23 protein-coding genes and 3 tRNA genes are annotated in these 24,048 nt (G+C 41.8%); 10 read left to right on the top strand and 16 right to left on the bottom strand.

The annotated features are described in order from the left end of the window. Window positions 1–4: 4 nt before the first annotated feature. From FTU62_RS12025 to FTU62_RS12050, 6 genes are all read right to left on the bottom strand, one after another. On the bottom strand, window positions 5–799 hold the full coding sequence (locus tag FTU62_RS12025) for an ABC transporter permease (RefSeq protein WP_180102787.1): 795 nt from the start codon (window positions 797–799) through the stop codon (window positions 5–7). Continuing rightward, window positions 796–1,644, bottom strand: coding sequence for an ABC transporter permease (locus FTU62_RS12030; RefSeq protein ID WP_180102788.1), 849 nt, complete (start codon window positions 1,642–1,644; stop codon window positions 796–798). The genes FTU62_RS12025 and FTU62_RS12030 overlap by 4 nt, the downstream gene beginning before the upstream one ends. Beyond that, window positions 1,641–2,894: an MFS transporter gene (locus tag FTU62_RS12035; RefSeq protein ID WP_180102789.1), complete on the bottom strand. Its 1,254-nt coding sequence runs from the start codon at window positions 2,892–2,894 to the stop codon at window positions 1,641–1,643. The genes FTU62_RS12030 and FTU62_RS12035 overlap by 4 nt, the downstream gene beginning before the upstream one ends. 9 nt (window positions 2,895–2,903) lie before the next feature. Beyond that, the gene (locus FTU62_RS12040; protein WP_180102790.1) at window positions 2,904–3,959 is read right to left on the bottom strand and encodes an ABC transporter substrate-binding protein; all 1,056 of its coding nucleotides are present in this window, start codon (window positions 3,957–3,959) and stop codon (window positions 2,904–2,906) included. A 32-nt stretch (window positions 3,960–3,991) separates the two neighbouring features. After that, window positions 3,992–5,473, bottom strand: a complete 1,482-nt coding sequence (locus FTU62_RS12045; protein ID WP_180102791.1) for a carbohydrate porin — start codon at window positions 5,471–5,473, stop codon at window positions 3,992–3,994. Window positions 5,474–6,353: 880 nt separating this feature from the next. Continuing rightward, window positions 6,354–7,184, bottom strand: a complete 831-nt coding sequence (locus FTU62_RS12050; RefSeq protein ID WP_078194047.1) for an SDR family oxidoreductase — start codon at window positions 7,182–7,184, stop codon at window positions 6,354–6,356. A 224-nt stretch (window positions 7,185–7,408) separates the two neighbouring features. Here FTU62_RS12050 and FTU62_RS12055 point away from each other — a divergent pair, with 224 nt between their 5' ends. The 3 genes from FTU62_RS12055 to phoR all read left to right on the top strand — a co-directional run bounded on the left by FTU62_RS12055 (window position 7,409) and on the right by phoR (window position 10,414). Then, window positions 7,409–8,092, top strand: a complete 684-nt coding sequence (locus tag FTU62_RS12055; protein WP_111885789.1) for a TetR/AcrR family transcriptional regulator — start codon at window positions 7,409–7,411, stop codon at window positions 8,090–8,092. A gap of 229 nt (window positions 8,093–8,321) precedes the next feature. Beyond that, window positions 8,322–9,032 (top strand): phosphate regulon transcriptional regulator PhoB, encoded by a 711-nt coding sequence (gene phoB, locus FTU62_RS12060; protein ID WP_078194048.1) that lies wholly within the window; start codon window positions 8,322–8,324, stop codon window positions 9,030–9,032. A gap of 23 nt (window positions 9,033–9,055) precedes the next feature. Beyond that, complete coding sequence (gene phoR, locus FTU62_RS12065) at window positions 9,056–10,414, top strand: phosphate regulon sensor histidine kinase PhoR (RefSeq protein WP_078191505.1); 1,359 nt, start codon at window positions 9,056–9,058, stop codon at window positions 10,412–10,414. On the opposite strand, the gene FTU62_RS12070 is transcribed toward phoR, so the two are convergent. The 3 genes from FTU62_RS12070 to FTU62_RS12080 form a co-directional block, all read right to left on the bottom strand. Beyond that, the gene (locus FTU62_RS12070; protein ID WP_180102792.1) at window positions 10,411–11,088 is read right to left on the bottom strand and encodes a glutathione S-transferase family protein; all 678 of its coding nucleotides are present in this window, start codon (window positions 11,086–11,088) and stop codon (window positions 10,411–10,413) included. The genes phoR and FTU62_RS12070 overlap by 4 nt on opposite strands. A 151-nt stretch (window positions 11,089–11,239) precedes the next feature. Continuing rightward, window positions 11,240–11,638, bottom strand: coding sequence for an OsmC family protein (locus FTU62_RS12075; RefSeq protein WP_180003541.1), 399 nt, complete (start codon window positions 11,636–11,638; stop codon window positions 11,240–11,242). A gap of 68 nt (window positions 11,639–11,706) precedes the next feature. Continuing rightward, a complete protein-coding gene (locus FTU62_RS12080; RefSeq protein WP_180102793.1) occupies window positions 11,707–12,654 on the bottom strand; it encodes a pirin family protein in 948 nt (315 codons plus the stop codon). 392 nt (window positions 12,655–13,046) lie between these two features. Between FTU62_RS12080 and FTU62_RS12085 the strand changes: the two genes are divergently transcribed. Continuing rightward, window positions 13,047–14,222 carry a GGDEF domain-containing protein gene (locus FTU62_RS12085; protein ID WP_180102794.1) on the top strand — a complete coding sequence of 392 codons (1,176 nt, stop codon included), beginning with the start codon at window positions 13,047–13,049 and terminating at the stop codon, window positions 14,220–14,222. Between the two features lie 143 nt (window positions 14,223–14,365). Further along, window positions 14,366–15,700 (top strand): GGDEF domain-containing protein, encoded by a 1,335-nt coding sequence (locus FTU62_RS12090; RefSeq protein WP_249681677.1) that lies wholly within the window; start codon window positions 14,366–14,368, stop codon window positions 15,698–15,700. A 186-nt stretch (window positions 15,701–15,886) separates the two neighbouring features. Here FTU62_RS12090 and guaA read toward each other — a convergent pair whose 3' ends face one another. Continuing rightward, window positions 15,887–17,455, bottom strand: coding sequence for a glutamine-hydrolyzing GMP synthase (gene guaA, locus FTU62_RS12095; RefSeq protein ID WP_180102796.1), 1,569 nt, complete (start codon window positions 17,453–17,455; stop codon window positions 15,887–15,889). Between the two features lie 212 nt (window positions 17,456–17,667). Next, window positions 17,668–18,090: a DoxX family protein gene (locus tag FTU62_RS12100; protein WP_180102797.1), complete on the bottom strand. Its 423-nt coding sequence runs from the start codon at window positions 18,088–18,090 to the stop codon at window positions 17,668–17,670. Between the two features lie 194 nt (window positions 18,091–18,284). On the opposite strand from FTU62_RS12100, the gene FTU62_RS12105 reads away from it, so the two are divergent. Next, complete coding sequence (locus FTU62_RS12105; RefSeq protein ID WP_078191514.1) at window positions 18,285–18,911, top strand: DedA family protein; 627 nt, start codon at window positions 18,285–18,287, stop codon at window positions 18,909–18,911. Window positions 18,912–18,930: 19 nt separating this feature from the next. Here the strand turns inward: FTU62_RS12105 and FTU62_RS12110 are convergent, their stop codons facing one another. From FTU62_RS12110 to FTU62_RS12130, 5 genes are all read right to left on the bottom strand, one after another. Then, a complete protein-coding gene (locus tag FTU62_RS12110; RefSeq protein ID WP_180102798.1) occupies window positions 18,931–19,524 on the bottom strand; it encodes a LysE family translocator in 594 nt (197 codons plus the stop codon). A 307-nt stretch (window positions 19,525–19,831) separates the two neighbouring features. Then, window positions 19,832–20,236, bottom strand: a complete 405-nt coding sequence (locus FTU62_RS12115; protein ID WP_180026158.1) for a hypothetical protein — start codon at window positions 20,234–20,236, stop codon at window positions 19,832–19,834. A gap of 13 nt (window positions 20,237–20,249) precedes the next feature. Further along, window positions 20,250–21,086: a ParA family protein gene (locus FTU62_RS12120; protein ID WP_180024726.1), complete on the bottom strand. Its 837-nt coding sequence runs from the start codon at window positions 21,084–21,086 to the stop codon at window positions 20,250–20,252. Between the two features lie 63 nt (window positions 21,087–21,149). Next, entirely contained in the window at window positions 21,150–21,542 is a 393-nt protein-coding gene (locus FTU62_RS12125; RefSeq protein ID WP_180102799.1) for a SirB2 family protein, read from the bottom strand. An 8-nt stretch (window positions 21,543–21,550) separates the two neighbouring features. Beyond that, the gene (locus FTU62_RS12130) at window positions 21,551–21,862 is read right to left on the bottom strand and encodes a BolA family transcriptional regulator (protein ID WP_078191519.1); all 312 of its coding nucleotides are present in this window, start codon (window positions 21,860–21,862) and stop codon (window positions 21,551–21,553) included. Window positions 21,863–22,102: 240 nt separating this feature from the next. Between FTU62_RS12130 and FTU62_RS12135 the strand changes: the two genes are divergently transcribed. The 4 genes from FTU62_RS12135 to FTU62_RS12150 all read left to right on the top strand — a co-directional run bounded on the left by FTU62_RS12135 (window position 22,103) and on the right by FTU62_RS12150 (window position 24,045). Beyond that, window positions 22,103–22,175 (top strand) — tRNA-Gly (locus tag FTU62_RS12135). 47 nt (window positions 22,176–22,222) lie between these two features. Further along, window positions 22,223–22,298, top strand: a tRNA-Gly gene (locus FTU62_RS12140). Between the two features lie 46 nt (window positions 22,299–22,344). Next, window positions 22,345–22,420, top strand: a tRNA-Gly gene (locus FTU62_RS12145). Window positions 22,421–22,818: 398 nt separating this feature from the next. Then, complete coding sequence (locus FTU62_RS12150; protein ID WP_180094594.1) at window positions 22,819–24,045, top strand: SfnB family sulfur acquisition oxidoreductase; 1,227 nt, start codon at window positions 22,819–22,821, stop codon at window positions 24,043–24,045. The last annotated feature ends 3 nt before the right edge of the window (window positions 24,046–24,048 follow it).

Consider the following 24,048-nt stretch of genomic DNA (forward strand, 5'->3'; position numbering starts at 1 on the left):
TCTCCTATCCAACCTGCTGCCAAGCTAAAACTTTACGTTCAACCCAAGTCAGTACCGTATTGAGCAACACGCCTACAGCACCAATCAGCAACATGCCAAAAATAATCAGTTCGACATCAAAAGCCTGACGCCCTTGAATCACGATATTGCCCAGACCATTGCCATAGTTCGCCAATAAAAATTCAGAGCCGATGGTGGCAAGCCATGCGAAAATCAGCCCAAGTTGTAAACCGACAAAAATCTGCGCCGAAGCACCGGGTAATATCAATTTACGAAACGCGTATGTCTTGGGAAATTGGTAGACTTCGGCCACTTCACGATATTTATGCGAAATACTGCTCACACCTTCAAAGGTGTGTAGCGCCACGGGATAAAACACCGATAAGGTAATAAACAGCACTTTGGCGCCATGTCCCTCACCTAAAAAGGTCGAAATTAGTGGCAACCATGCAAACAGCGAAATTTGACGCAATACATGAAAGCTCGGTGCAAATAACCAATTCGAAAGGCGTGAACTCGCGATTAAGATGCCAAATAACACACCCGCTATCGCACCTATGCCATAGCCGATAAAATTTCGCGCCAAACTTTCGCCAAAGCCTGTCAAAAAGCTCGGTTGTTGGAGCACGGTTACTGCTTTTTGCAGCACGAGCCATGGACTAGGAATCAACTTTGGATCAACCCAATTTTGCTGTGAGGCTACTGCCCACAGTGCGATAAATGCCACAGGTAGAACGAGTGCTTTTGCTGCTTTAACTAAGACTTGGCGCGCTGCCCCGTTTAATAAAAGGATGCTCATGAGTTCCCTCCTACTCGGGTTGCGTGAAAGCGCGCAGTTTTTTCTAACCAAACCAGCAAGGTATCTAAGACATAGCCCGTAATACCAATCAGAATGATCGCCATGAAGATCAAGTCCATCTGCATTAGCTGACGTCCCCATACCATGAGATAACCAATCCCTTCACTACTTGCTAATAACTCGACAAAAACCAATGCCAACCACGCCTGCATAATGCCTTGACGTAAACCACTGATCACACTGGGTAGTGCAGCTGGGAAAATCACTTCTTTGAGTTTCTGCCAATTGCTGTATTGGTAAACCTCTGCCACTTCCATCAAACTATTTGGCACATGAGTAATGCCCTTATAGGTTGCAATCAACAGCGGTGGTAACACAGCCAATGAAATAGCGACAATCTTCAAAGCCTCATCGATGCCTAAGAAAATCATCAATAATGGAATCCAGCCAACAATCGGAAATTGCGCAACAAGATTCACCGTCGGAAAAATAAAGTCCCGACTACGCTTTGCTAATCCCAACACAGTACCAAGCAAAATCCCGACACTGGCACCAAGCAAGACACTCCATAAAATACGTTTGGCACTGATGGCAAAATGAAAACTCAATTCACCGCTTTGCCATAATTCAACTGTGCTTTGCCACACCAAACTCGGTGCAGGTAAAATTTGCTCTGGCAACCAATGTTTGAGTGTTGCCACATACCACAAACCGAACAATAAAACTGGCATCAGGAGTCCACACGCCACTTGCAAAGTTAGTTTTAAATAGGTCTTAAAAAAATCCAACACACTTCGGTCACTTTGCAAGGGAACCGAATGTGCAGATACATCCGTAAGGCTCATAATTCTTGTCCTTTTACGCTCTGTTCTGAGACATCAGGTTTTAAAAATTGAATAAATTCCTGATCTTTGCTGATCAAAATAATCAGACCAATAAACACCAGCCCGATCGGTAAAAATAAATTTTGTAGTCCAACCTGTGCGCCAAATACGGCGCCTATCAAGCCACCCAACAGTCCACCCGAAGGTCCGACGAGGGCTAAAATTGGAGAAATCTTAGCCATCGCGGTTTGCTCACCGACTCGGGCGAAAGACATAAAATTGGCGATATGCAACATACCGAGCCCTAGTCCAAACATGACCGAAGCAGGCCACATCAACAGCGTGATTTTGGTTAAGGCTAAAATCAGTAATGCCGTTGCCATCAGGCTTAGGCCAATCAAATAAAATTTTTGATATCCCATCAGCTCAGCCAAACCGCCCATGCTAAACAGCGATCCCACAAACACAATGCCTTGTACTGTCAGCAGCATCACTGCCATTGGCTCCGAAAGTGCAAAACTTTGGATAGCAATCACCACAATGAAAAAGCCAAAGTAGTTATTTGCCACGCTGCTCAAAAATTCCAATATGCAAACAATCCGCAGTGAGGCATGGGTTTTGATGAGTGCCAATGGCGCCACAATATCCCGCCATTGAAAATGCGGGCGATTCGTCGCTTGCGGAGTGCTACGTTGAAAGCACCACGGAGCCAACAGCAAGGTGCCTAAAAAAAGCAAAGACACCACATAAAAACTTCCGCCATAGCCGAAATGCTCGATCAACAACACGCTCAATGCAGGTGCAATCAGGAAATATCCCATCATGTGCGAACCGCGAAACCAACCCGCACGGGCTGGACCTAAACGCTTTAAATTGCTCAGAAAAACGGTATTGATCGAAACAAAACGCATAGGTAAGACAAAACTCACCAAGGCTGTCACCGCAAAGAGGTACCATGCACCAGCTTTGAGTGGCGTTAAGCTATAGACCACAGCGCCCAACACACTGCCGATGCAGAATATTTTCAAAGACCCAAAGCGCTGTACCAACACGCCAATCGGCAATGCCATGATCAAAATGCCAAAATTTTGCGCTGCAGAAATTAGCCCCAATTGCAATTCGGTGGCTTCTAAATGCACGGCATACAAGGAAATTAATACCCGTGCGACACCCACACCCAGTCCAGCCAAAATCGTGAGCAGCACAAAACTGCTCATAAATTTGGTGGTTAATGGACTGGTAATTACATTGCTTTCAATCGGACGACTCATGGCTGCGACTTACTTCGGTTGACCTTGAGCATTAAATTGGCGCCAGTAACCCTCTAACTTCAGCTCTTTCAAGGCATTATTTAGATACTTCGGCTCATACCACGTTTTGGTATCCACATCACGACGGATTAAACGAGCGTCTTTGGCAATTTTTAAAGCACTGTCAATTTGTGAACGATGGAATTCATCGAGTAATGGTGTAGTACGGTCTTTTAAATTCCAGCCATCCCACGTTTTTTGATAATCCACCAACGGAATGCCACTTTGTGCCCAAAGTTTATATTGCGCACTACGGTTGGCTTCTTGAGAACTCCACTGCGCTTGTTTAATCAGTGTCGTCACGACACGTTGCACCACCTCTGGATATTGTTTTTCAAAACTTTCTGTCACCCAAAAGTGCGCAATCGGTGCAACTTTTGGATCTTTAATTTCAACTAAAGTTTTCGCCACTCCACGCGCTTGCAAACTAAATGGTGAAGTAATCGTGGCATCAATATCACCTGTCGCTAAGGCCGTACGTGCCGAATATGCATCTTGCGAAATCACTCGTAAATCGCGCTCAGTTAAATTGTATTTTGCTAATACACGGTTAAAGACGATCTGACCATTGGTGCCTTTAAAGACGGAGAATTTTTTGCCTTTTAGATCTGCAAAGGATTTGGCATTAGAGCCGGCAGGCACCACCACATAAGTTGGGCCAAAACGCCCTGTTGAAAACAACACTTTGGTTTTTAATCCCGTCGAACGTCCAACCAATGAGGGCAAATCTCCATGCAATGCAAAGTCCACTTTGCCATTGGCTAAAGCTTCGTTGGTTGCAGGGCCTGCTCCTGGGAAAAAGAGCCAATTCACCTTAATGCCATCTTTTTTAAATTCTTGTTCGAGTACACCTCGTAAATGTGCTGTAGCTACAAAACTACCGCCCACTTTGGGTTTACCCCCCTCACCCGCAGCTGATACAGAAATGCGAATTTCTTTGGGATTAGCAGCATGCAATTGAACGCTTAAACCAAGTGCTGAAAGTGCCAAGAAAGTGGCTGCGATTTTTTTAGAAAAGTTATTCATATCGAATGTCCTTAATGATTTAAATTTTTGAATTAAAAGGTGTACTGAACTTGAGCTTGCAGCTCATTGGTGTCTTTTTGATTTGCCGTTTCGACATCGAACAGGTAGTGATTCAGCTGTAATTGGAATTTTGTAGTTTGCGCAAAAAATAGGTTTAAGCCCAAAGAGTGAATGTCATATTCACCAATACGACCGCTCGCGGTGTCGAGATAGCTTGCGTTGTTTTTATTCGGGTTATAGCGGTCAAAACGGTAATAACCTTGGACTGACTTCGGCCAGAAATCATCAAATTTGGCGTTGGATTTAATACTGTTGTAGAACTGATCACCCAAGGTGTAGAAAGCGGTAAAAGTATGCCCTTCCGCTTTGGCTTCTTTGATGTCTTGGGCTACGGTGTCGACATAATCGGTCTTGCCTTGCAGATATTCATAGGTCACGCCAAATGGGGCGTGGTTATAATAAATATCGAAACCCAAACGATTGCGTTTTGCAGCATTATCAGTGATTCCGCCGGCTGAAATTTTCGATTCGCCTTTGATATAAGAGGCCCCAAACTTCAACTCACGGAAAATGCTGGCGTAGTCCACTGGCAAGGTAAAAGCCACACGACCGATATAATCTTTGCCGTTGTTGTCATCCGCCTTATTACTGGCATTCCCATTGGTTACCCCTAAGGCATACTCAAACAGCGGCGCACGGTAGTTCGATGCAAAGTCGACAAAAGGTTTGGCATCTCCACGGACGATAAATCCATTTTGACGATTAAACAGTCCTAAAAAGGTCGAAGCTGCAGCGGTACTAATGGTTGGACGCAAATCTTCAGGAGACTGCACATCTAGACCAAAGGGCAATAACTGCTGACCGAGCGTAAAGTTGAGTTTGGCTGTTTCGGGGCCCGCATTGGTGGCAAAAGCGTTATAGCGAACAAAGGCATCCAGTAAATTAAAGTTACTGTTATTAGTGCCATCATTGCGTTTGCCATAACCAAAGGACAATTGATAATCGAGGTTTTTGCCTTCGTTATAATCACGAAATAAATTCCCGCGCACACCGATCAGCGCAGTCCCAATATCAAATGTTGATTTGGTTGCACCCAACACACCCGTTTCATCGAGCGCACTGGCACGTAGTTGAACCGTGCCATACAGGGTTGTGTCACGGGTCGATTTGGTGGTTTGACGTTCATATTGACGTGACTGATCGTACTTATAGTTTTCAATATCTGCACGTAAGCCGTCGATATCTTCGGATGTTGCTGTGGTTACTTCTGAAACCTGCGTTTCACCTTCAACATCAGCGACGTTGGTCGTATCGTCTATCGTCACCGCGGCCGTTTCGACGACTTTACTTTTCGTCGCACCAGATTCCACTGCATTTAAGCGTTTTTGCAAACTCTCAATTTGTTGTTTTAAGCTGCTCAGTTCTTGCTGAAGTGCTTCATCCGATGCAAAACTCAGCTGACTGGTTGCGGATAAAATCAGTCCGACCGCAACGGTTAATGTGGTTTTTTTCATGATTTGGTTTCACTAACATTTTTCCCAAAGCGCAAAATCCCCCAACCCCATGCAAGGTGCATGAAGTGAATGTACTGCGTGGGTTTTTTAAAAATTAATCTGAGTGGTCGTAGGTTTTATTCAACTTATGCACGACCAAAACTCGAAGACAGCTTTTAGAATTTAAGCGCGCATCATCGCGAGTGTCATAGCACAACAACATGCCTGTTGTAGGACACGAAAAGCAGAAAGATATCGATGCGTAAAAGTACTCATAAATGTTCCATACAGTGGTGAGTTTTGTTCACTCTAATATGGCAACAACTGTGCCAACATTTTAAGTAATTATTTTTTAAAGTTTTATTATTTAAATCTGATAAATTCTGTTGGTTTTAACACCAAAAAACTGTTGGTTATTCAACAGTTGATTATTTCAAATCATCAGTTATTTCCATTTTTATATCTCATTTTATGAAATAAGAAATACGCTTTGGGCTTTTAATAACTGATGTTACGCCTGTAAAAGTAATTTTGGATTTTTAAAATGATTTTTAAATCTATTCGATGCAGTCTTACATCTAGGGATTGAATAACGGGATTAGCCTTCGGCTGGAGGTACTCTTACGAAACGTTGTTTCTCATTCGACAAAATGAGAAGCGTGCTTCGCAAGGAAACCATCTTGCGGTGCAATACACCTCACCGACAAAACTCGTTCAATACCATCAAATGATTCAAAGGATCGCAAAAACATTTTTGATTAAAAGTCGTCTTGTCTCAAACAATTGCGGATGACACTACCTCGTATCGTTCTTTTATTTGGATCAAATTGTGCTTCTGATATTACTAGAGCATAAAAAAACCCACTGACGTGGGCTCTTTTCAATTGATTTTAATTACCGCTTATTGACCAAATTTAGTCGCCATGGCAGTTAATTTTTGATAACCCGTCGGTAGCAAACGTTGAATTAAATCAATCGCTTTTGCATCATTACCAATCAATAAACGGCGCTTATCTTTTTGTACTGCTTCAATGATTTGACGAGCCGCTTCTTCAGGTGGACAACGCAAGAATTTATTAAACGATTGTGCCGATTTTTGTGGGTTCATGCCTAAACTTTTCAAGCTGTCATTCATTTTTGCGGCATTGGCAATATTGGTACGAATCCCGCCCGGATGTACACATAGCGCACTCACGCCACAGTTTTCAATATCCAATTCTTGGCGTAAAGATTCGGTAAAACCACGTACTGCAAATTTAGTGGCATTATATGCCGACTGTGTTGGCTGTGCTGTTAAGCCAAACAAGCTGGAAATATTGATGATATGACCTTCACCACTTTGCTTGATATACGGTAAAAATTCTTTGGTGCCATAAACCACACCCCAGAAGTTAATATTGACAATCCACTCCAGCTCTTCGTAGCTTGCCCCTTCAACGGTCGTACCCAATGCCACACCCGCATTGTTAAAAATCATATTCACCGAACCATGATCTTTAACAGTCTGTGCTGCCCATGCTTTCATTGCTGCAAGGTCTGACACATCGAGTTTTTGCGTCGTTACACGTACATTGCTGGCTTTAACCAATTCAACGGTTGCCGCAAGCCCCTGTTCATTCACATCACTTAAAGACAGATGACACCCTTGTTTCGCCAAAAGCACTGCCAATTGCTGACCAATACCTGAACCTGCACCTGTAATGGCAGCCACTTTATTTTTGAAGTTTTTCATTGTGATTCCTTATTCCTTTATGCTGCCGCTTGGCTTTATCACAGAGTGATCTCATTTGCCAATGTGTGCAGTTTGTCGACTTAATATAGTTTTGACAATACATATTGTCAATGTCATCTTGGGACGTGCTAAGCTGTTGAAATCGCCAATGCTTAAACATAGGTTTAAACTGAAATTATTGCTAAAATAAGACAAAATTCTGCTTTAGTTCAGCGTATATTTTCATGACAGATGCAACAAATCACACAGAACAACAACAGGCAAAAAATGTGAAGGAACGTCAATTTAAAGGGCTTTCTCTCAGTGAACGTAAGCAAGCGCGACGTGAAAAACTGATTGAAGCCGGTATAGAAGCCTATGGAACACATGGCTTTTTTTCAGTGACTGTGAAAGATATTTGTTTGGAAGCCAAGCTGACCGAACGCTATTTTTATGAATCATTTAAGAAAAGTGAGCAACTGTTCCAGACCATCTTTTTAAAATTAATCGATGAACTGCAACAAAATGTGATGCAAGCCATCATGCAAGCATCTACCGATTCTAAAAAAATGATTGAAGCGGGTTTAACCGCCCTATTGTTAACTTTAAAAAATAATCCCCGTATGGCGCGCATCATTTACATCGATGCCATGTTGGTACAAGAGCTACATAACCAAGCCACAATTCATGAAACCATGATGCGCTTTGACCGTATGATTCATGCCTTTGTCATGCTCATGATGCCGAATATTGATCGTTCAGAACGCGAAATTTCAATGGTCGCAACCGGTCTCAATGGTTATGTCACCCAAATCGCGATTCGCTGGGTCATGAGTGGTTATAAACAGCCGATTGATGAAGTTTTATCGTCATGTAGCGTGGTCTTTTTGGCCTTGTTGGATGCTTTTTCTGAAAAACCCAGGAAATAAATTCTGAGCTCAACACTGATCTTTACAATTTTTTGAATGATTTTTTTATGACAACAACATGATGCAAAGCCCATGTTGTTGAATATTTCAGGATTTAAATTGTCACAATTTCTTTCTAAACCCCAATGAAAGATCATTTTTGCAATGATACTGTCATAATTAATCTTTGTAATAAGCCTGTCATAAATATAAAACGGTCTACCGTTTACATAAAATAGGGTATTGCGCTGTGAAAGATGACTATATTTTAATCGTCGACGACGAACTCCCGATTCGGGAAATGATCCATACTTCACTGGATATGGCTGGTTTTCAATGTCAGCAAGCTGAAGATGCCAAACAAGCGCACCAAATGATTGTGGATCAGCGTCCTGCACTGATTTTATTAGATTGGATGATGCCTGGCGGCGTGAGTGGTGTAGACCTATGTCGTCGTTTAAAACGCGATGAAAATTTGTCAGAAATTCCAGTCATCATGCTCACTGCGCGCGGCGAAGAAGACCATAAAGTCCAAGGTCTGGACGCGGGTGCAGATGACTACATGACCAAACCTTTTTCCACCCGTGAGTTGGTGTCACGGATTAAAGCGGTGCTACGTCGCTCAAATGCATTGGGTGGTGAAAAAACCATTGATGCCAATGGCTTAATCCTCGATCCAGTCAGCCAACGTGTCAGCTTTGGCAACACCATTTTAGATATGGGACCGACTGAATATCGTCTATTGGCCTTTTTCATGACTCATCCTGAACGTGCCTATACCCGTGCTCAATTATTAGATCAGGTTTGGGGTGGAAACGTGTATATTGAGGACCGTACCATTGACGTTCATATTCGTCGTTTGCGTAAAGTTCTTGAACCTTTCCAAGCCGATCGTTATGTGCAAACTGTTCGTGGCACAGGTTACCGTTTCTCTACCCGTGCAGACGCTGTGATGGGTTAGTCATTTTAGGTCTTTAATTTTCTATGTACGAACCGTATCCCGTCCCTGAACTTGCCAGTGAACATAAAAAATTCCGTTACAGCAGTTTATGGACTTTTGCCAAGCAGGATTTAAGACTGCTGGCATTTTTCCTGCTCATTGCTGCACTCATCGGCTTTGGTATCGGGTACTTATGGATCTGCATCTTAATTGCCTTTGCAGTGTTCTTTGCATTGCAAATGCGTTCACTGTACTTGGTCAACGAATGGATTTCAAACCGTCCCTATGATGTCCCGCCGAATTTAGACGGCATTTGGGGGGCTTTGCTCTTTAATGTATACCGTGCGCAGCGCCAAGAACGCATCGTACAAGCTGAAATGGTCGGCCTAATTGACCGCGCTCAATCTTCCTTGGTGGCACTTGCTGAAGCGGTGGTATTGATTGATGAATTACACCAAATCGAATGGTGGAACCCTGCCGCAGAAAAGCTTTTGGGGATTCAACAGCTCGATCAAGGGCGCAATATTTTAAGTATTTTAAGACAGCCCAGTTTTATCGAATACTTTACCAATATCGATTTAGCCCCCGATGGTTTGAAAATGAAATCATCGGTACTTGAAGACCATTATGTGCAAGTGAAATTGACCCGTTTTGGTCGCGAAAGTCGATTACTGGTGGCCTATGACGTCACACGTATGCATAACCTTGAGCAAATGCGTAAAGACTTTGTCGATAATATTTCACATGAGCTACGCACACCGCTCACGGTTTTAAGTGGTTATATCGAAACCTTTACCGATCAGGAAGATTTAAATCCACGCTGGAAACGCGCATTCGATCAAATGCAGTCTCAAACCCGCCGTATGAATGCTTTGGTCAATGACTTGTTATTATTATCTCGTCTGGAAAATGATAAAAAAGTTGCTAAAAATCAAATCATTGAAATGCCCAGCCTAATGAACCAACTATATGACGATGCACATGCTTACAATGTGGATTATGGACATACACTGAATCTCGAGATTGATAGTCACTGTGACCTAATCGGATCAGATATGGAATTGGCGAGTGCCTTTAGTAACCTCATCACCAATGCAATTAAATACACCCCCAAAGGCGGTACTGTGACCATTGGATGGCATGATGATGGTACGCATGGTTATTTTACCGTTGAAGATACCGGTATCGGGATTGACCCGAAACACTTACCCCGTTTAACGGAACGGTTTTACCGTGTGGACAGCGCACGTAGTCGCCAAACGGGAGGCACAGGTTTAGGTCTTGCCATCGTGAAACACGTTTTGATGCAACATCAGGCACACCTTGAAATTGAGTCCAAAGAAAACCGTGGTTCGCTGTTTAAAGTAGTCTTCCCTAAAGAACGCTTGTATCATGTGAGCTAAGCAGAATCATCCCGCCGGTCTTGCTGTGCTTCCAACTGTTGTTCTTGTTGTTTGGCACGGCGATATGCAGGACGCTGTTGCATCCGTTGTAAGAAAGCCTGAATTTGTGGATATCGCCCTTGAGTTCTGGTCATGACGGCTTCTAATGGAAACGTCATCTGAATATCCGCAAAGCTAAACGGTCCCGCAAAATATTCATTTTCCGCTAAATGTTTTTCTAAAAACTCGATATGTTCTTTTAAGCGAGGTCGTACAAAACCTTTTTTGACCCCATCACAAATGCGATTAGCTACGGGTTTGATGACCCAAGGTACATGGCGTGGCACATTGCTCATGACCAACTGCATCACCAACAACGGCATTAGAGAACCTTCGGCATAATGCATCCAAAAGCGATATTGTTGTTTTGAATGTTCCGCCTTGGCTGCAAAAAAATCATGCCGATCATACTTCTCTTGTAAATACTCCAATATCGCTGCAGATTCTACCAAGACCAGTCCATCATCCTGCAATATGGGCGACTTCCCTAAAGGATGGATGGCTTTAAGCTCAGGGGGAGCAGACAAATTTGGCTGGCGCAGATAAAACTGAACCTGATAATCCAGTCCTAATTCCTGCATTGCCCATAAAATACGAAATGAACGAGATTTTTCTAGATGATGTAGCACCCGCATGGGTTCATCTCCTATATGAAGTCTAAAATTTTCTTATTTCTGGCAAGCCATTATTATTTTGAAGTAGTTAAATCATAAAAAGTGTCAGATCACTGCTTGGATCTGTATCAAAACAAAATTTTGTACAGTACAGCAGCGACCTGCATTTAAATTAAACTAGAGTGGTTTTAATGTCTACACTGCGCAATAAAGTTTTTGTCACTGGGGTTTTTTCACAAATGGACAAGATTTTTTGCTCTAATTCTGCATCCAAGGACGTTTGAAAATGCAGGCGTCGCTCAACCCATTCAGCACCTTCACGGTTCGCACAAAAGTCTGCCTCGACACTAAACTCCCCCAATTGGATTTGTTTATGTGCTGCATACATGCGCAAGGTAATCATGGTGCATGAGATTAAAGATGCACACAGTAGATCATACGGTGCTAAACCTAAGTCCCCGCCGCCAAATGATTCGGGCTTATCGGTAATAAGTTGATGTTTTCCACTCTGAATTTCACCTGACCACGGTGCTTCTAAGGTGTTTACTGTTGCCGTTGCGACGATACCCATAATGACTCCCTCATGGTTATGCCGCACCATTTTCACTACAGGTACGGCTGTTCATTTTTATTTTTAAGTTAAAGTGATGGACGCATTTTATCAGGGAAAGCCGGTGCTTCTAGTCGTGGACCATCATAGTCTGGAATAGAGCCAAAGCGTTCGTCCTGATTAATCCACTGCTCACGGGCAATATTCAATTCTTCTTGTGTGCGCCCCACAAAATTCCACCACAGCAGAATCGGTGATTCAAAAGGTTCACCTCCTAATAATAAAACACGGCCACCTGCATGTAGGTCAATTTTGACTTGGGTTAATCCCGGCTCAAGTACCACCATATTGTCTTCATTGAGCTCGTGACCATTGATACTGGCAGTTCCTTCGAGGGCCATAAAGCCATATTCAAATTTTGGATTCAGCGGCAAGACGGTACTTTGGCTTTCCGAACTACGCAGATCGACCCCCAATAATTCACTATGTACTTTTACCGGCGATTTAGTCTGTAAAAATTCACCCACCAATACCGTCAATTCAATCCCGTCTTGCGTCACCACAGGCAATTCTGGGTAATGGTCAAATTGGGGCGCCATATTGATTTTGTCATCTGGCAATGCAATCCAAAGCTGCGCAGCATGCATTTGTGTTTCAGACTCTGGAGCAACCTCAGTATGCGAAATACCATAACCCGCTGTCATGAGATTGACTTGTTTGGGCTGAATTAACTGATGTGTGCCCAAACTGTCGGTATGCATCATGGTGCCATCAATCATCCATGTAAACGTTTGCAAACCAATATGTGGATGCGGCCCAACATCTAAGCCATCACCTTGAGGGAAATGCACTGGACCAGCATGATCAAGGAAACACCATGCACCAATCATTCGTTTATGACGACTTGGTAAAGCTCGTTTAATCACTGTGCCTTGACCAATTTCAGCACGGCGCAGTGGAAATTCTTGAATGAACTGATTGACGTATTTTTCACAATCGTCGGAATGAGATATTTCTGTGTAATTGGTATTGGTCATATTCTTACCCTAAATTTGGCTAAGCCGATGCAAGGACTATCGGCTAGAGCTATGCATTTTTTCCATTATATCTGCATTAACTCAATCTTCTTCAGCTGTCATTAATACGCTGAATCACAGAGATAGGACAATCGTTTTTTTGTTGCCTAATATGACATACAGCATAACAGTTTTCGATGCTTATTTAGACAACATCCAATGCGAAATTACTTATTCGAATCACGTGAAATGTAAATTTAAGTAACATAAATTAACACTCACTTTTGACCAAACAATACCAAATAATTCACAAATCATTGAAATAACGTGTTTAATTTTAAACAAAAATGATATAGATTATTTGAGTTACATAAAATTACATATAAACCATGCTCACCCGTCGGTAATCTTGCATGATCAATGAGTATAAGAAAGAATCACGTGCACTGATCCAAAAAGCCTTGAAAGGAACCTTTGTTCGTGTTCCTGCTCAATTTCGTCAAGAATTTTTCCACTACCATCGTCGTCAACTTTTTAAATTCTTTTTGCAAGTCAACATCGTTGCACAATTGGCCTATCTCTCTTATGCCATAGCGGATTGGTTTATGTTGCCCGATGTGGGTTTGCTCGCGATAGGCTTAAAAACGGCCTATACCTTACTGATGATGGGCATCACATGGGGCATTTATACATATAGTAAGAGCATTTTACTCTTTGACTTGATGCTTCCCCTATCGATCGTTGGTGCTTCTGCGCTGTGGTTTAGCCTACTCAATTTATCCAATAGCCCCGATGTGCCGATCTATTTATATGCATCTTTGGTTTTTATTGTGTTAGCCAATTTATGTGTGCAAATCCGCTTTAAGGCTGCTGTGCTCATTTCTCTATGTATCAGTCTAATCTTGCTGATTGGGGTGTATTTCGCCGTTTCTGGCAATATCCATCAACTGCAACTGTTTATCTTGATCTATTCTCCCGTATTGTTATTTAGTTTGTATATCAGTTGGAATTCAACGCAAAAATCCAGAATTGTATTTTTACATAGCAAACTCGATCAGTTGAACCGTGAAGCACTCAATATTATGGCGCATACCGACGTGCTGACCGGCTTAAACAATCGCCGTCAATTTATTCAACTTGCCAATTATCATATTCATCATCAGTCCAAACCGTTACAGCCACTTTCATTACTGATTTTTGATGTCGACAAATTTAAAAATATTAATGATCAGTTTGGGCACTATATTGGTGATCATGTTTTACAACAAATTGCCGAAACGTGCCGACATACTTTACGTAGCCAAGACATCATTGCCCGCTTCGGTGGTGAAGAATTTATTATCCTTTTACCGCAGACACACCTGCGTAAGGCTCAAGATATTGCCGAACGTCTGCGACGGGCAATAGCCGATGATTATTTAGAACTTGATACACTACAAAAACTTAAATTTACCGTTTCTATTGGTGTTGCCGAATTTGGTCAAAAAAACCGAGATTTACAAAGTGTAATTCGCATGGCCGATCAGGCACTTTACCAAGCAAAATCTGCAGGACGCAATCAAATTTCAACTTATAAAACAGCAAGTTAATAATATATTTTGTAACATTCAACAGACGATTTTTTATCATTCATTCGGAAAATCCCAAGTTTCAGGTAGATATTTTTGTATGTTTTTTATTCATAATTTTCCTAAGCCATTTATGGAGAAGGGACATGTCTGTTGATGTACGAATGAGTTCTCGGACTAATTCGTCTGCTCAGGAAGTTCGTAAAAATCATAATCATACTTTGAAACTTTCTGAGTGTGATCTTGCCAATCGTGCCGAGATTGAACAAGCCATTGCAGATCCTTTTGCACGTATTCCTACGCAGTTTAGAAACTATTTTCTACAACATCAGTATGCCCATCAGTTACCTTATTTGCGTCAAGTGAATTACATGGCGCAGATTACATTTCTTCTTTATTTCTTTGCTGACATTTTTATTATCCCTGACATGTTCTTTTGGTCAGGTCTTTCTCGAGTGGCCATGATTATTGCTGCCCTATTGGTCAGCTTTTATCTGTTTAAATACAAAAAAGATATTCGTGTGCTCGACATGATCTTACCGATTGGGACGGTCTGTAGCACCGCGATTTGGATTGGCTTATTATTGGCTTCAGATAGCCCAATGGTCTCGTCCTATATCTATGGTGCAGCGATCTTTATCTTGATTGCCAATGTCTGCGTACAAACACAATTTAAGCCAGCCTTGTATTGTTCGGGCCTCATTTCGCTATTGGTGTATTTTGCGGTGAGTCAGCTTTTATCATGGCAAGAAGCTCTGATTTTTGTGGTGGTGTCTATTCCTGTTTGGATGATCAGCCTGCATATGAGTTGGAACAATACACTCAATGCACGTCGTCATTTTTTACGTACCCTACTTGACGACTGGAATATGCATACACTGAAAAATTTAGCGCATACAGATGAGCTCACCCAGTTATACAACCGTCGTCAGTTTGTTCAGTTGGCTGAGCACCGTATCCATGAATGGCCAACGCCTGCAAGTACTTGCTTATTAATGTTTGATGTCGATCATTTTAAACATATTAATGATAATTACGGGCATGATGTTGGTGATCAGGTACTGCAATGTATCGCTGAAACCACCCGCAAAGAAATGCGCCAAAAAGATGTCTTGGCTCGTTTTGGTGGTGAAGAATTTATTGTGCTTCTGTCTGAAACGCAAATACAAGATGCAATGTTGATCGCGGAACGTATTCGTTTAACGCTTCAAAATCAATCTTTGCTGAATGTCGCAAATCATCCGATCCAATTTACCGTTTCCATTGGTGTTTCACAGCTTAAATCACATAAGCAAAATTTAACTGAACTGATTAAGCAAGCTGATATTGCACTGTATCAGGCAAAAGAAAATGGCCGTAACCGTGTAGAGCGCTATGATTCAAGCATGAAACCCGAACGTAAATCGACGAAGTCTTGGCAAAGCTTTACTCATAAAGCGAAGCCTAAAGCTGAACCGAATAATGAAAGCGATAGTAGTTGGTCAATTGTTTATAAATAGAATGTTGAGATATAAAAAAGGACGCCGAGGCGTCCTTTTTATTAGAATTATCTAGGTTTCCCTAAATAGCCTCAAGCATAGCTTTCGGCGTAATTTAGGCAAGAAACGTTGTTTCTTGAAATCCAAAACTGCCGCGAGCATAGCTCTTGGCGTAAAACTGGCACGAAGCAGTGCTTCGTGCCAGTTTTACTCCCATTCAATCGTTGCTGGTGGTTTAGACGATACGTCATAAACAACACGAGAAACTTCTGCAATTTCGTTCATGATACGTGTAGAAATCTTGTCTACAAGATCATAAGGAAGGTGTGCAAAACGTGCAGTCATAAAGTCCACAGTTTCTACAGCACGAAGCGCGATTACCCATGCATAACGACGGCCATCACCTACGACACCCACAGATTTCACAGGTTGGAATACGGCAAATGCTTGTGCAGTTTTTTCATACCAGCCGCTTGCGCGAAGTTCTTGCATGAAGATGTCATCTGCTAGACGAAGGATGTCAGCATATTCTTTTTTCACTTCACCAAGGATACGTACACCTAGACCCGGACCAGGGAATGGATGGCGGTAAAGCATTTCAAATGGAAGACCAAGTGTTGTACCTAAACGGCGTACTTCGTCTTTGAACAAATCACGGATTGGCTCAACCAATTCGAATGCTAAATCTTCTGGTAAACCACCCACGTTGTGGTGTGATTTAATCACATGTGCTTTACCTTGTTTGCTTGCCGCAGATTCAATTACGTCTGGGTAAATAGTACCTTGAGCAAGGAAGTTCACACCGTCAAGCTTACGTGCTTCTTCAGCAAAAACTTCAATGAATTCACGACCGATGATTTTACGTTTTTTCTCTGGATCAACTTCACCAGCAAGCGCTGTTAAGAAGCGATTTTCAGCGTCGGCACGAATCACGCGGATACCCATGTTTTTCGCAAACATGTCCATCACTTGCTCGCCTTCGTTCAAACGAAGTAAACCGTTATCTACAAATACGCAAGTCAATTGGTCGCCAATCGCACGGTGTAAAAGTGCAGCTACAACAGATGAATCGACACCACCTGAAAGACCCAATAGAACTTTTTGATCACCAATTTGCTCACGAAGTTGTTCTACGCGAAGATCGATAATGTTTTCTGAGTTCCACAAGTTACGGCAACCACATACACCATGTACGAAGTTAGACAATAACTCAGCACCTTTCGCAGTGTGTGTCACTTCTGGGTGAAATTGGATACCGTAGAAACGACGTTTTTCATCAGAAACCATCGCTACTGGGCAGCTTGGTGTGCTTGCAGTGATTTGGAAACCTTCAGGAATTTGAGTCACTTTATCGCCATGACTCATCCACACTTTTAATTGGTCTTTGGTATCTTCAAGATCGCCAATTAAAGCATCACGGACTTTAATATCAACTTCTGCATAACCAAATTCATGCACAGTACCTGGTTCAACTTTACCGCCAAGCTGTTCTGACATGGTTTGTAGACCATAGCAAATACCTAAAACAGGTACACCAAGTTCAAATACAACTTGTGGTGCGCGCGGACTACCTTCTTCATGAACACTTTCTGGACCACCTGAAAGAATGATCCCGTTTGGGTTAAATGCACGAATGTCTTCTTCAGACATATCAAATGCGTACATTTCTGAATAAACACCAGCTTCACGTACACGACGTGCAATAAGCTGACTATATTGAGAACCGAAATCCAAAATCAGGATACGGTCTTCAGTAATTTGGGTATTGGTAGTCATGGCAAACAACTATGCAGGCAACGAATATAAGCGCCGTATTCTAACATTTTTCTTGGACTTTCGCACACTATTCGGACAGGGGCAAAAATCCCAAGCCAAACGGTGTTTTTTACAACACATTTCAGGACTTTACCCATCCGCTTTCAATCAGCGGTAGACATGAAAAAAGCGGCAGAAGGCCGCTTTGATGGATGCTCGGACTCATGACAACTTTATTTTGATTTTTCAATCCAATGATCAAAACTAAATTGACCAGCACCATGCAGCATGAGAAATAATAAGCCGCCAGACATCGCCAAGTTTTTCATAAAGTTAATGCCATCTTCAGCACCACCATGGAATAAAAATGCAGTGATTAAACTAAATACGGTTAGACCCAATGCCGCAAAACGTGCTTGAAAACCAAACAATAAAGCTAAGCCACCACCCAACTCAACTAAAATGGTGATCGGAAGTAGCCCTGCCGGTACACCCATTGACTCCATATAACCTGCGGTTGCAGTGTAAGCCGTAATTTTGCCCCAACCTGCCACAATAAAAATATAAGCCATCAAAATACGTGCAACGAGACTGACTACCGAATTGATTTGCGGCTGTTGACTCAGATTTTTCACCATCAAATTTGGGTTAAGCATACTGAAACCTATTTTTAATACTGTTCAAAAGATGTGCTTAGATTAGGTCGTTTCTTATTCTCTTTAAATATGCTTTTATAATACTCATCATTTCATATATAGAACGATTTTATTGATAATTAATTACGTTTTAATACTGACTTTGCTGCCCCAGACTGATAGCATCAGACCACTATTTTACGCATATACGCCCCATGGAACTGATTGATTTTATACTACATGTTGATGACCATTTACTCGAGTTCATTACCAATTATGGCGTATGGATTTATGCAATTCTGTTCCTGATTATTTTTGTTGAAACCGGTTTAGTCGTCATGCCCTTTTTACCGGGTGACAGTCTTCTGTTTGCAGCAGGTGCTCTCGCTGCGTCAACAGGTGCCATGGATCCGTGGGTTTTGGTGATTTTGCTGTTTATCGCGGCAGTCTTGGGCGACACGCTGAATTACCATATTGGTAAATATATTGGCCCTCGTGTCTTTGAAATTGAATCACGCTTTATTAACCGTCAACATTTGGTGAATACGCAAAAATTCTTTGAAAAACATGGTGGTAAAACCATTATTTTTGCCCGCTTTATTCCTTTTGCACGAACCTTCGCGCCTTTTGTCGCAGGTGCAGGCAGCATGAACTACAAGTACTTCCTGACTTTTAACATGATTGGTGCGATTTGCTGGGTTGGCTCATTTATCACTTTGGGTTATTTATTTGGCAATATGCCAATCGTGAAAGATAACTTCACCCATCTGATCTTTGGCATCATTATTATTAGTGTTTTACCGGGTGTGATTGGTTTTATTCGAGCAAAATTAAAGAAATAAACCGATGTGGTGAACACCTTTAAGCAAAAAAGCGCAAAACCACAGGGAACATACATAAAATCAGCATCAGGGCCGACCCTTTATACAGAAGATCGGCCTTAATTTTTTGGGTCTTACCGGCCAAAATCGTCCGTCCAAATGACATCCAAAACAACGCAACAGGCAGCAAAACCACACTAAATACAGCGAAAACCAAAATAAAATTTAATGGGCTTGCCCAAGTTTCAATTGGGAAAATACCTGCAGCAAAAAGCAACGCTTTCGGATTTTTTAATGAAGAAATAAATAATTCACGTGGTTGAATTGAAGGATGTTTTTGATTGTACTGATGTAAATGCGTCGATTTCCACAAATGAAAAGCCAACCATAAAACATAGGCAATACTGAGAAAATGCAGTAAGTGAATTAAATTCGGCCACACTGGAGCGCTTAAATGAATAATCAACGCCCACAAATTTATGGCATAGAAATAGCCCAATAATTCTGCAGGAATCAGCATGCACGTCTTTGCAATGCCTTGTTGATGTGCAGAGCTTGCCATTAGTGCATTGCTAGGTCCCGGCGCCATCATCACCGCAATCATTGCAAATACAAAAAGCCAACTCTCAATCATAAATACCCAGACAATTTTTCAAAGCGCACAGCTTAGCCGAAATGATTTTAAAAAAACAAGTACGTGCTAGATCAGTTTTATCCTTGTACAAGTCAATGCACTCACGCTGAATGTTCAAGACCAGTAGGAGGTATTAAAATTTACGAATGATATTTAATTTAATTTTTTCATAGATTTAAATATTTTATTGGCTCTAAATAGTGCAGTTTATTTGGCTCAAAAAAAATGCCAGTAGACGCCTCGCCTACTGACAAATTTTATTACACTTTTCTCATAGCACAGGCCTAAGCCTCTGCTCATGATCCGTTTATGATTTTGCTGCAGTAGCCGAATTTGTGCGAACGATAATCGGACAACCCTTAAATTTTGCTGCCTGTACAATCGCTTCTTGCTCACCTAAAACACGTGAAAGTTCGGTACGTTTGGTATTTGAAGATTGTCCCATATTGACCGAAATACTCGGACCAATTCCCCAACCTCCACGGCTGCCCCAGCCACCACCGAGGCCAACACCGACACCAACGCCTGTGCGCTTCGGTGTTTCTACACCATTTTGAATATAGTCGTGGATCCGGTTGTATTCGCTTTGCAATTGTTGGCAACTCAAAGACTGATACTGTGTAGGTGAAACATAGCTTGGTTTAGGCGTACTTGCACATGCACCCAATACAACAGCAGTGAAAGCAACTAGACCACATTTAAGTGCATTCATACTTTTCTCGATACTACTTTTGCTCAATTTCATTGAACAATGATTGATAGGCTTGCGTCAATTTATGATCTGCAGCCAAATGGATTAAAGGTTGATTTTTATGATGAGATTCTTTCATCAGCACTGAAGGCGGTAACATGCTGTCCAATACAGGAAGACCTTCATCTTTGAGTTGTTGTACAACTTCACGCGGTAACTTCGCCTGTGCTTGAAATTGATTGACCACAATGCCTTCAATTTCCAAACGATCATTATGATCATCCTGCGTTTCCAACACATTTTCGATCAGTGTCTGTAAGGCACGTTTTGAAAACACATCGCAGTCAAATGGGATCAGCACGCGATCTGCCGCAATCAGCGCAGATAAAGTAAAAAAGTTAAAGGCCGGCGGTGTATCAATAAACACTCGATCATATTGACCGCTCATCTGCTGCAAAGCATCACGCAGTTTGTAAATTTTATGCTTAGATTCTAAGGCATGTGCCAACGCACCCAAATTTGGGCTTGCAGGAATTACATCTAAATTTTTAAACGGTGATTGATGTACATAGCTTTCTAGACCTTTAGTACGATTTTTTAAAATCGAACCAATGGCATTTCCCAACAAACCTTTACTTTGTTGCGTCCCCAAGACTTCTTCAAAATAATTTTCAATATTGGGTTCAAGTGCGGGCTTATCTGCTGAATAGGTCGCATCATCCCCCAACAAATATTGACTTGAATTGGCTTGAGGGTCGAGGTCAATCACCAAAGTTTTTAAACCTTGATGCGCGCTTATCGCCGCTAAATTGACCGTAATACTCGATTTCCCCACACCACCTTTTTGGTTAAATACCACACGCGTACGCATTCAAAACCCTCTAATCTTTGTTTTTCTACTCAAGCCTTGAAATCGGCCATGTGGATAAGCTATTTATCCAAAAACTGGTTTGATTATAACCAATGTAATGATGAAAATAAGTGCTACAGCTGCAATAAATAAGCCCGCACGGCGCTGAACCAATAAAACACTGTCATCTTTCTTATACGCTTTAGATAAAGAAGACAGCAGCGCCAAAAACAGCACAACTTTGGCATAGAACCATGGCTGCACATCAAAGTTCTTCATAAACAATAAGATAATTCCAGTCGCGGCAATTAGCGTCATTGATCCATGTTGCAAAGCAACAAAAAACTTCCGGCCTGCTGGATTGGGTAAATTGCCCTGCATCCCTTTAAACAGCGTAAAAGCACGAATGAAAATAGCAGCACAGCCTAAAGCCACGCCACACATATGAATGATTTTAATGATTAATTGCGTTTCCATGGCTCACCTTAAGATGACTTGGGTGCATGCGCACATTCAGGGCTAGTGGTGTCTTGACCTTTCCATTCTTCGGGTAAAAAAGCATGAATGGCTAAGGCATGAATTTGCCCTGGACTAAGTAAATCACCTGCTGCGGCATAGACTTTTTGATGACGTTGCACCAAACGCAAGCCTGCAAAAGCCTCACTCACGATTACAGCTTTAAAATGCGACTCTTTACCTGGGAAATAACCACCATGACCTGCGGACTCATTCACCACTTCAAGATGTGTAGGCGCTAATGTCTGTAGACGCTCAATTAATTGCTGTTCTAAACTCAAAACGGCTCTCCCAAATTCAAAAAGGTTCAACTGGTCTTAGTATAGCCTGTATTTGTTCAAGTTCTTGTGTCGCAAACTTGCTGAAACTGTCTGAATTGCATGATTTCATCAAAATGGAAGCCTTCGACCTGCAAAAATCTTCCAATTTTCAAACAAATTGTTTTTATTTTATGCAAACGATGCACAGTTTTTCATAAAGTTATTGACCTGAAAAATCCTTAATGTATTATACGTGGCTATGCGGGAATAGCTCAGTTGGTAGAGCATAACCTTGCCAAGGTTGGGGTCGGGAGTTCGAGTCTCCTTTCCCGCTCAAAATTTTTTCATTCGGTTTTTTATTTAAAAAATTGAATAGACTCCGCGGGAATAGCTCAGTTGGTAGAGCATAACCTTGCCAAGGTTGGGGTCGGGAGTTCGAGTCTCCTTTCCCGCTCCAAATTTTTTTCGATTCAGTTTTTTAGTAAAAAAACAGGATAGACTCCGCGGGAATAGCTCAGTTGGTAGAGCATAACCTTGCCAAGGTTGGGGTCGGGAGTTCGAGTCTCCTTTCCCGCTCCAAATTCAAAAAGCCCCCATCAAAAGATGGGGGCTTTTTTATTGCAGATTGAAAAACATTTGAATCAATTTATAGCCCTTTTTTAATCTTTGCATAGCTCTATGATATTGAGCATCTATTGGAGTTCAAGCTGATTGACCACCATTAATAAAAAGTATTAAAAAAACAGCTAAGCCCCTGTCTTAGATATATTATTTTTAAAGTTGAATATCTACAAAGTTGCTAAAACCAAATTTACATCATCAATCCTCTTGTTGTTTTTCCTACATCTATTGTTTTAAATCAAACACTTATTTTATCTAATTTGCATAATTTTTATGCAGATTAAATGCTAAAAAGACATTTTGCTAAGTTAAGAATAATCCATCATTTAAAAAATCCCGCATTTACTAGTAGCGTTTTGATATCTATTAAAGGTGTCATTATGTCTCATTTAATCTCTGAAAATATTCATGTTATTGAAAATGACTTAGAAGCGATTCATGCAGCTTATCACGTTGCCGATTTTGCTTTGGAAGGTCGAAATGAACGTGATCAGAACCGCCTACTCCCATTTGCAGAAATCGACTTATTCAGTCAAAAAGGTTTAGGTGGCATTCGTATTCCCAAAAAATTTGGCGGTGCCTACGTGTCCAACAAGACACTGGCGCAGGTTTTTCGCATTATCAATAAAGCAGATTCTAGCGTGGGCCAAATTCCACAAAACCAAATTGCCTTGCTGTATATGATTGACCTCATGGGAACGGATGAGCAAAAAGCCTTTATTTTTAATGAAATTTTACAGGGAAAACGTTTAGCCAATGGTGGCCCAGAGCGCAACACCAAAGACACTAAAACCTTAAACACAACGCTGCGCATTGAAAATGGAAAGTATGTTGTTAATGGTGAAAAGTTCTATTCAACCGGCAGTAGTTTTGCAGATTGGTTGGCGATTAAAGCCGTTCACCCTGAAGGTCATGTTGTCCTGACCATCATTGATCGACACGCTACAGGCGTAGAAGTGATTGATAATTGGAATGGTTTTGGTCAGCGCACAACCTCAAGTGGCACCGTCAAACTCAACCATGTCGCGGTAGACCCCCTATTAATTTTTGATGAACGTAAGCTTTCTGCAGGGCCAACGTATCGAGGCGCCTTTTCACAATTGATGCAAGTCGCGATCGATGTCGGGATTGCGGAAGCTGCCTTTGCAGACACCCTTTCTGCGGTACAAAAAGCCCGTCCGATTGTGGATGCACAAGTTGAGAAAGCCAGTTTTGAGCCCTACACCCTACAAGAAGTGGGGAAATCTGCAGTTTTATTGGATGCTGCGATTTTACTTTTAGATGAAGCCGCAGATTACCTCGATGAATTAGATCAGCTTGATCAAGTGAGCGAACAACAAGCTGCTCTGGCTTCGATTCGTGTCGCAGAAGCCAAAATCTATGCCAATGATGCAGCCTTACAGATCTCTGAAAAACTCCTTGAGTTAGGCGGCAGCCGTGCAAGTTTGAGTGCCCATAACCTTGATCAACACTGGCGCAATGCCCGAGTACACACCTTACATGATCCTGTGCGCTGGAAGCTGCATACCTTAGGCGACTATTACTTAAATCATAAATTACCTGCACGCCATGCGTGGATTTAAGGA

Origin of the sequence: Acinetobacter sp. YH12126, assembly GCF_013418745.1 — a bacterium.
In the GTDB taxonomy this organism is placed as follows: domain Bacteria; phylum Pseudomonadota; class Gammaproteobacteria; order Pseudomonadales; family Moraxellaceae; genus Acinetobacter; species Acinetobacter amyesii.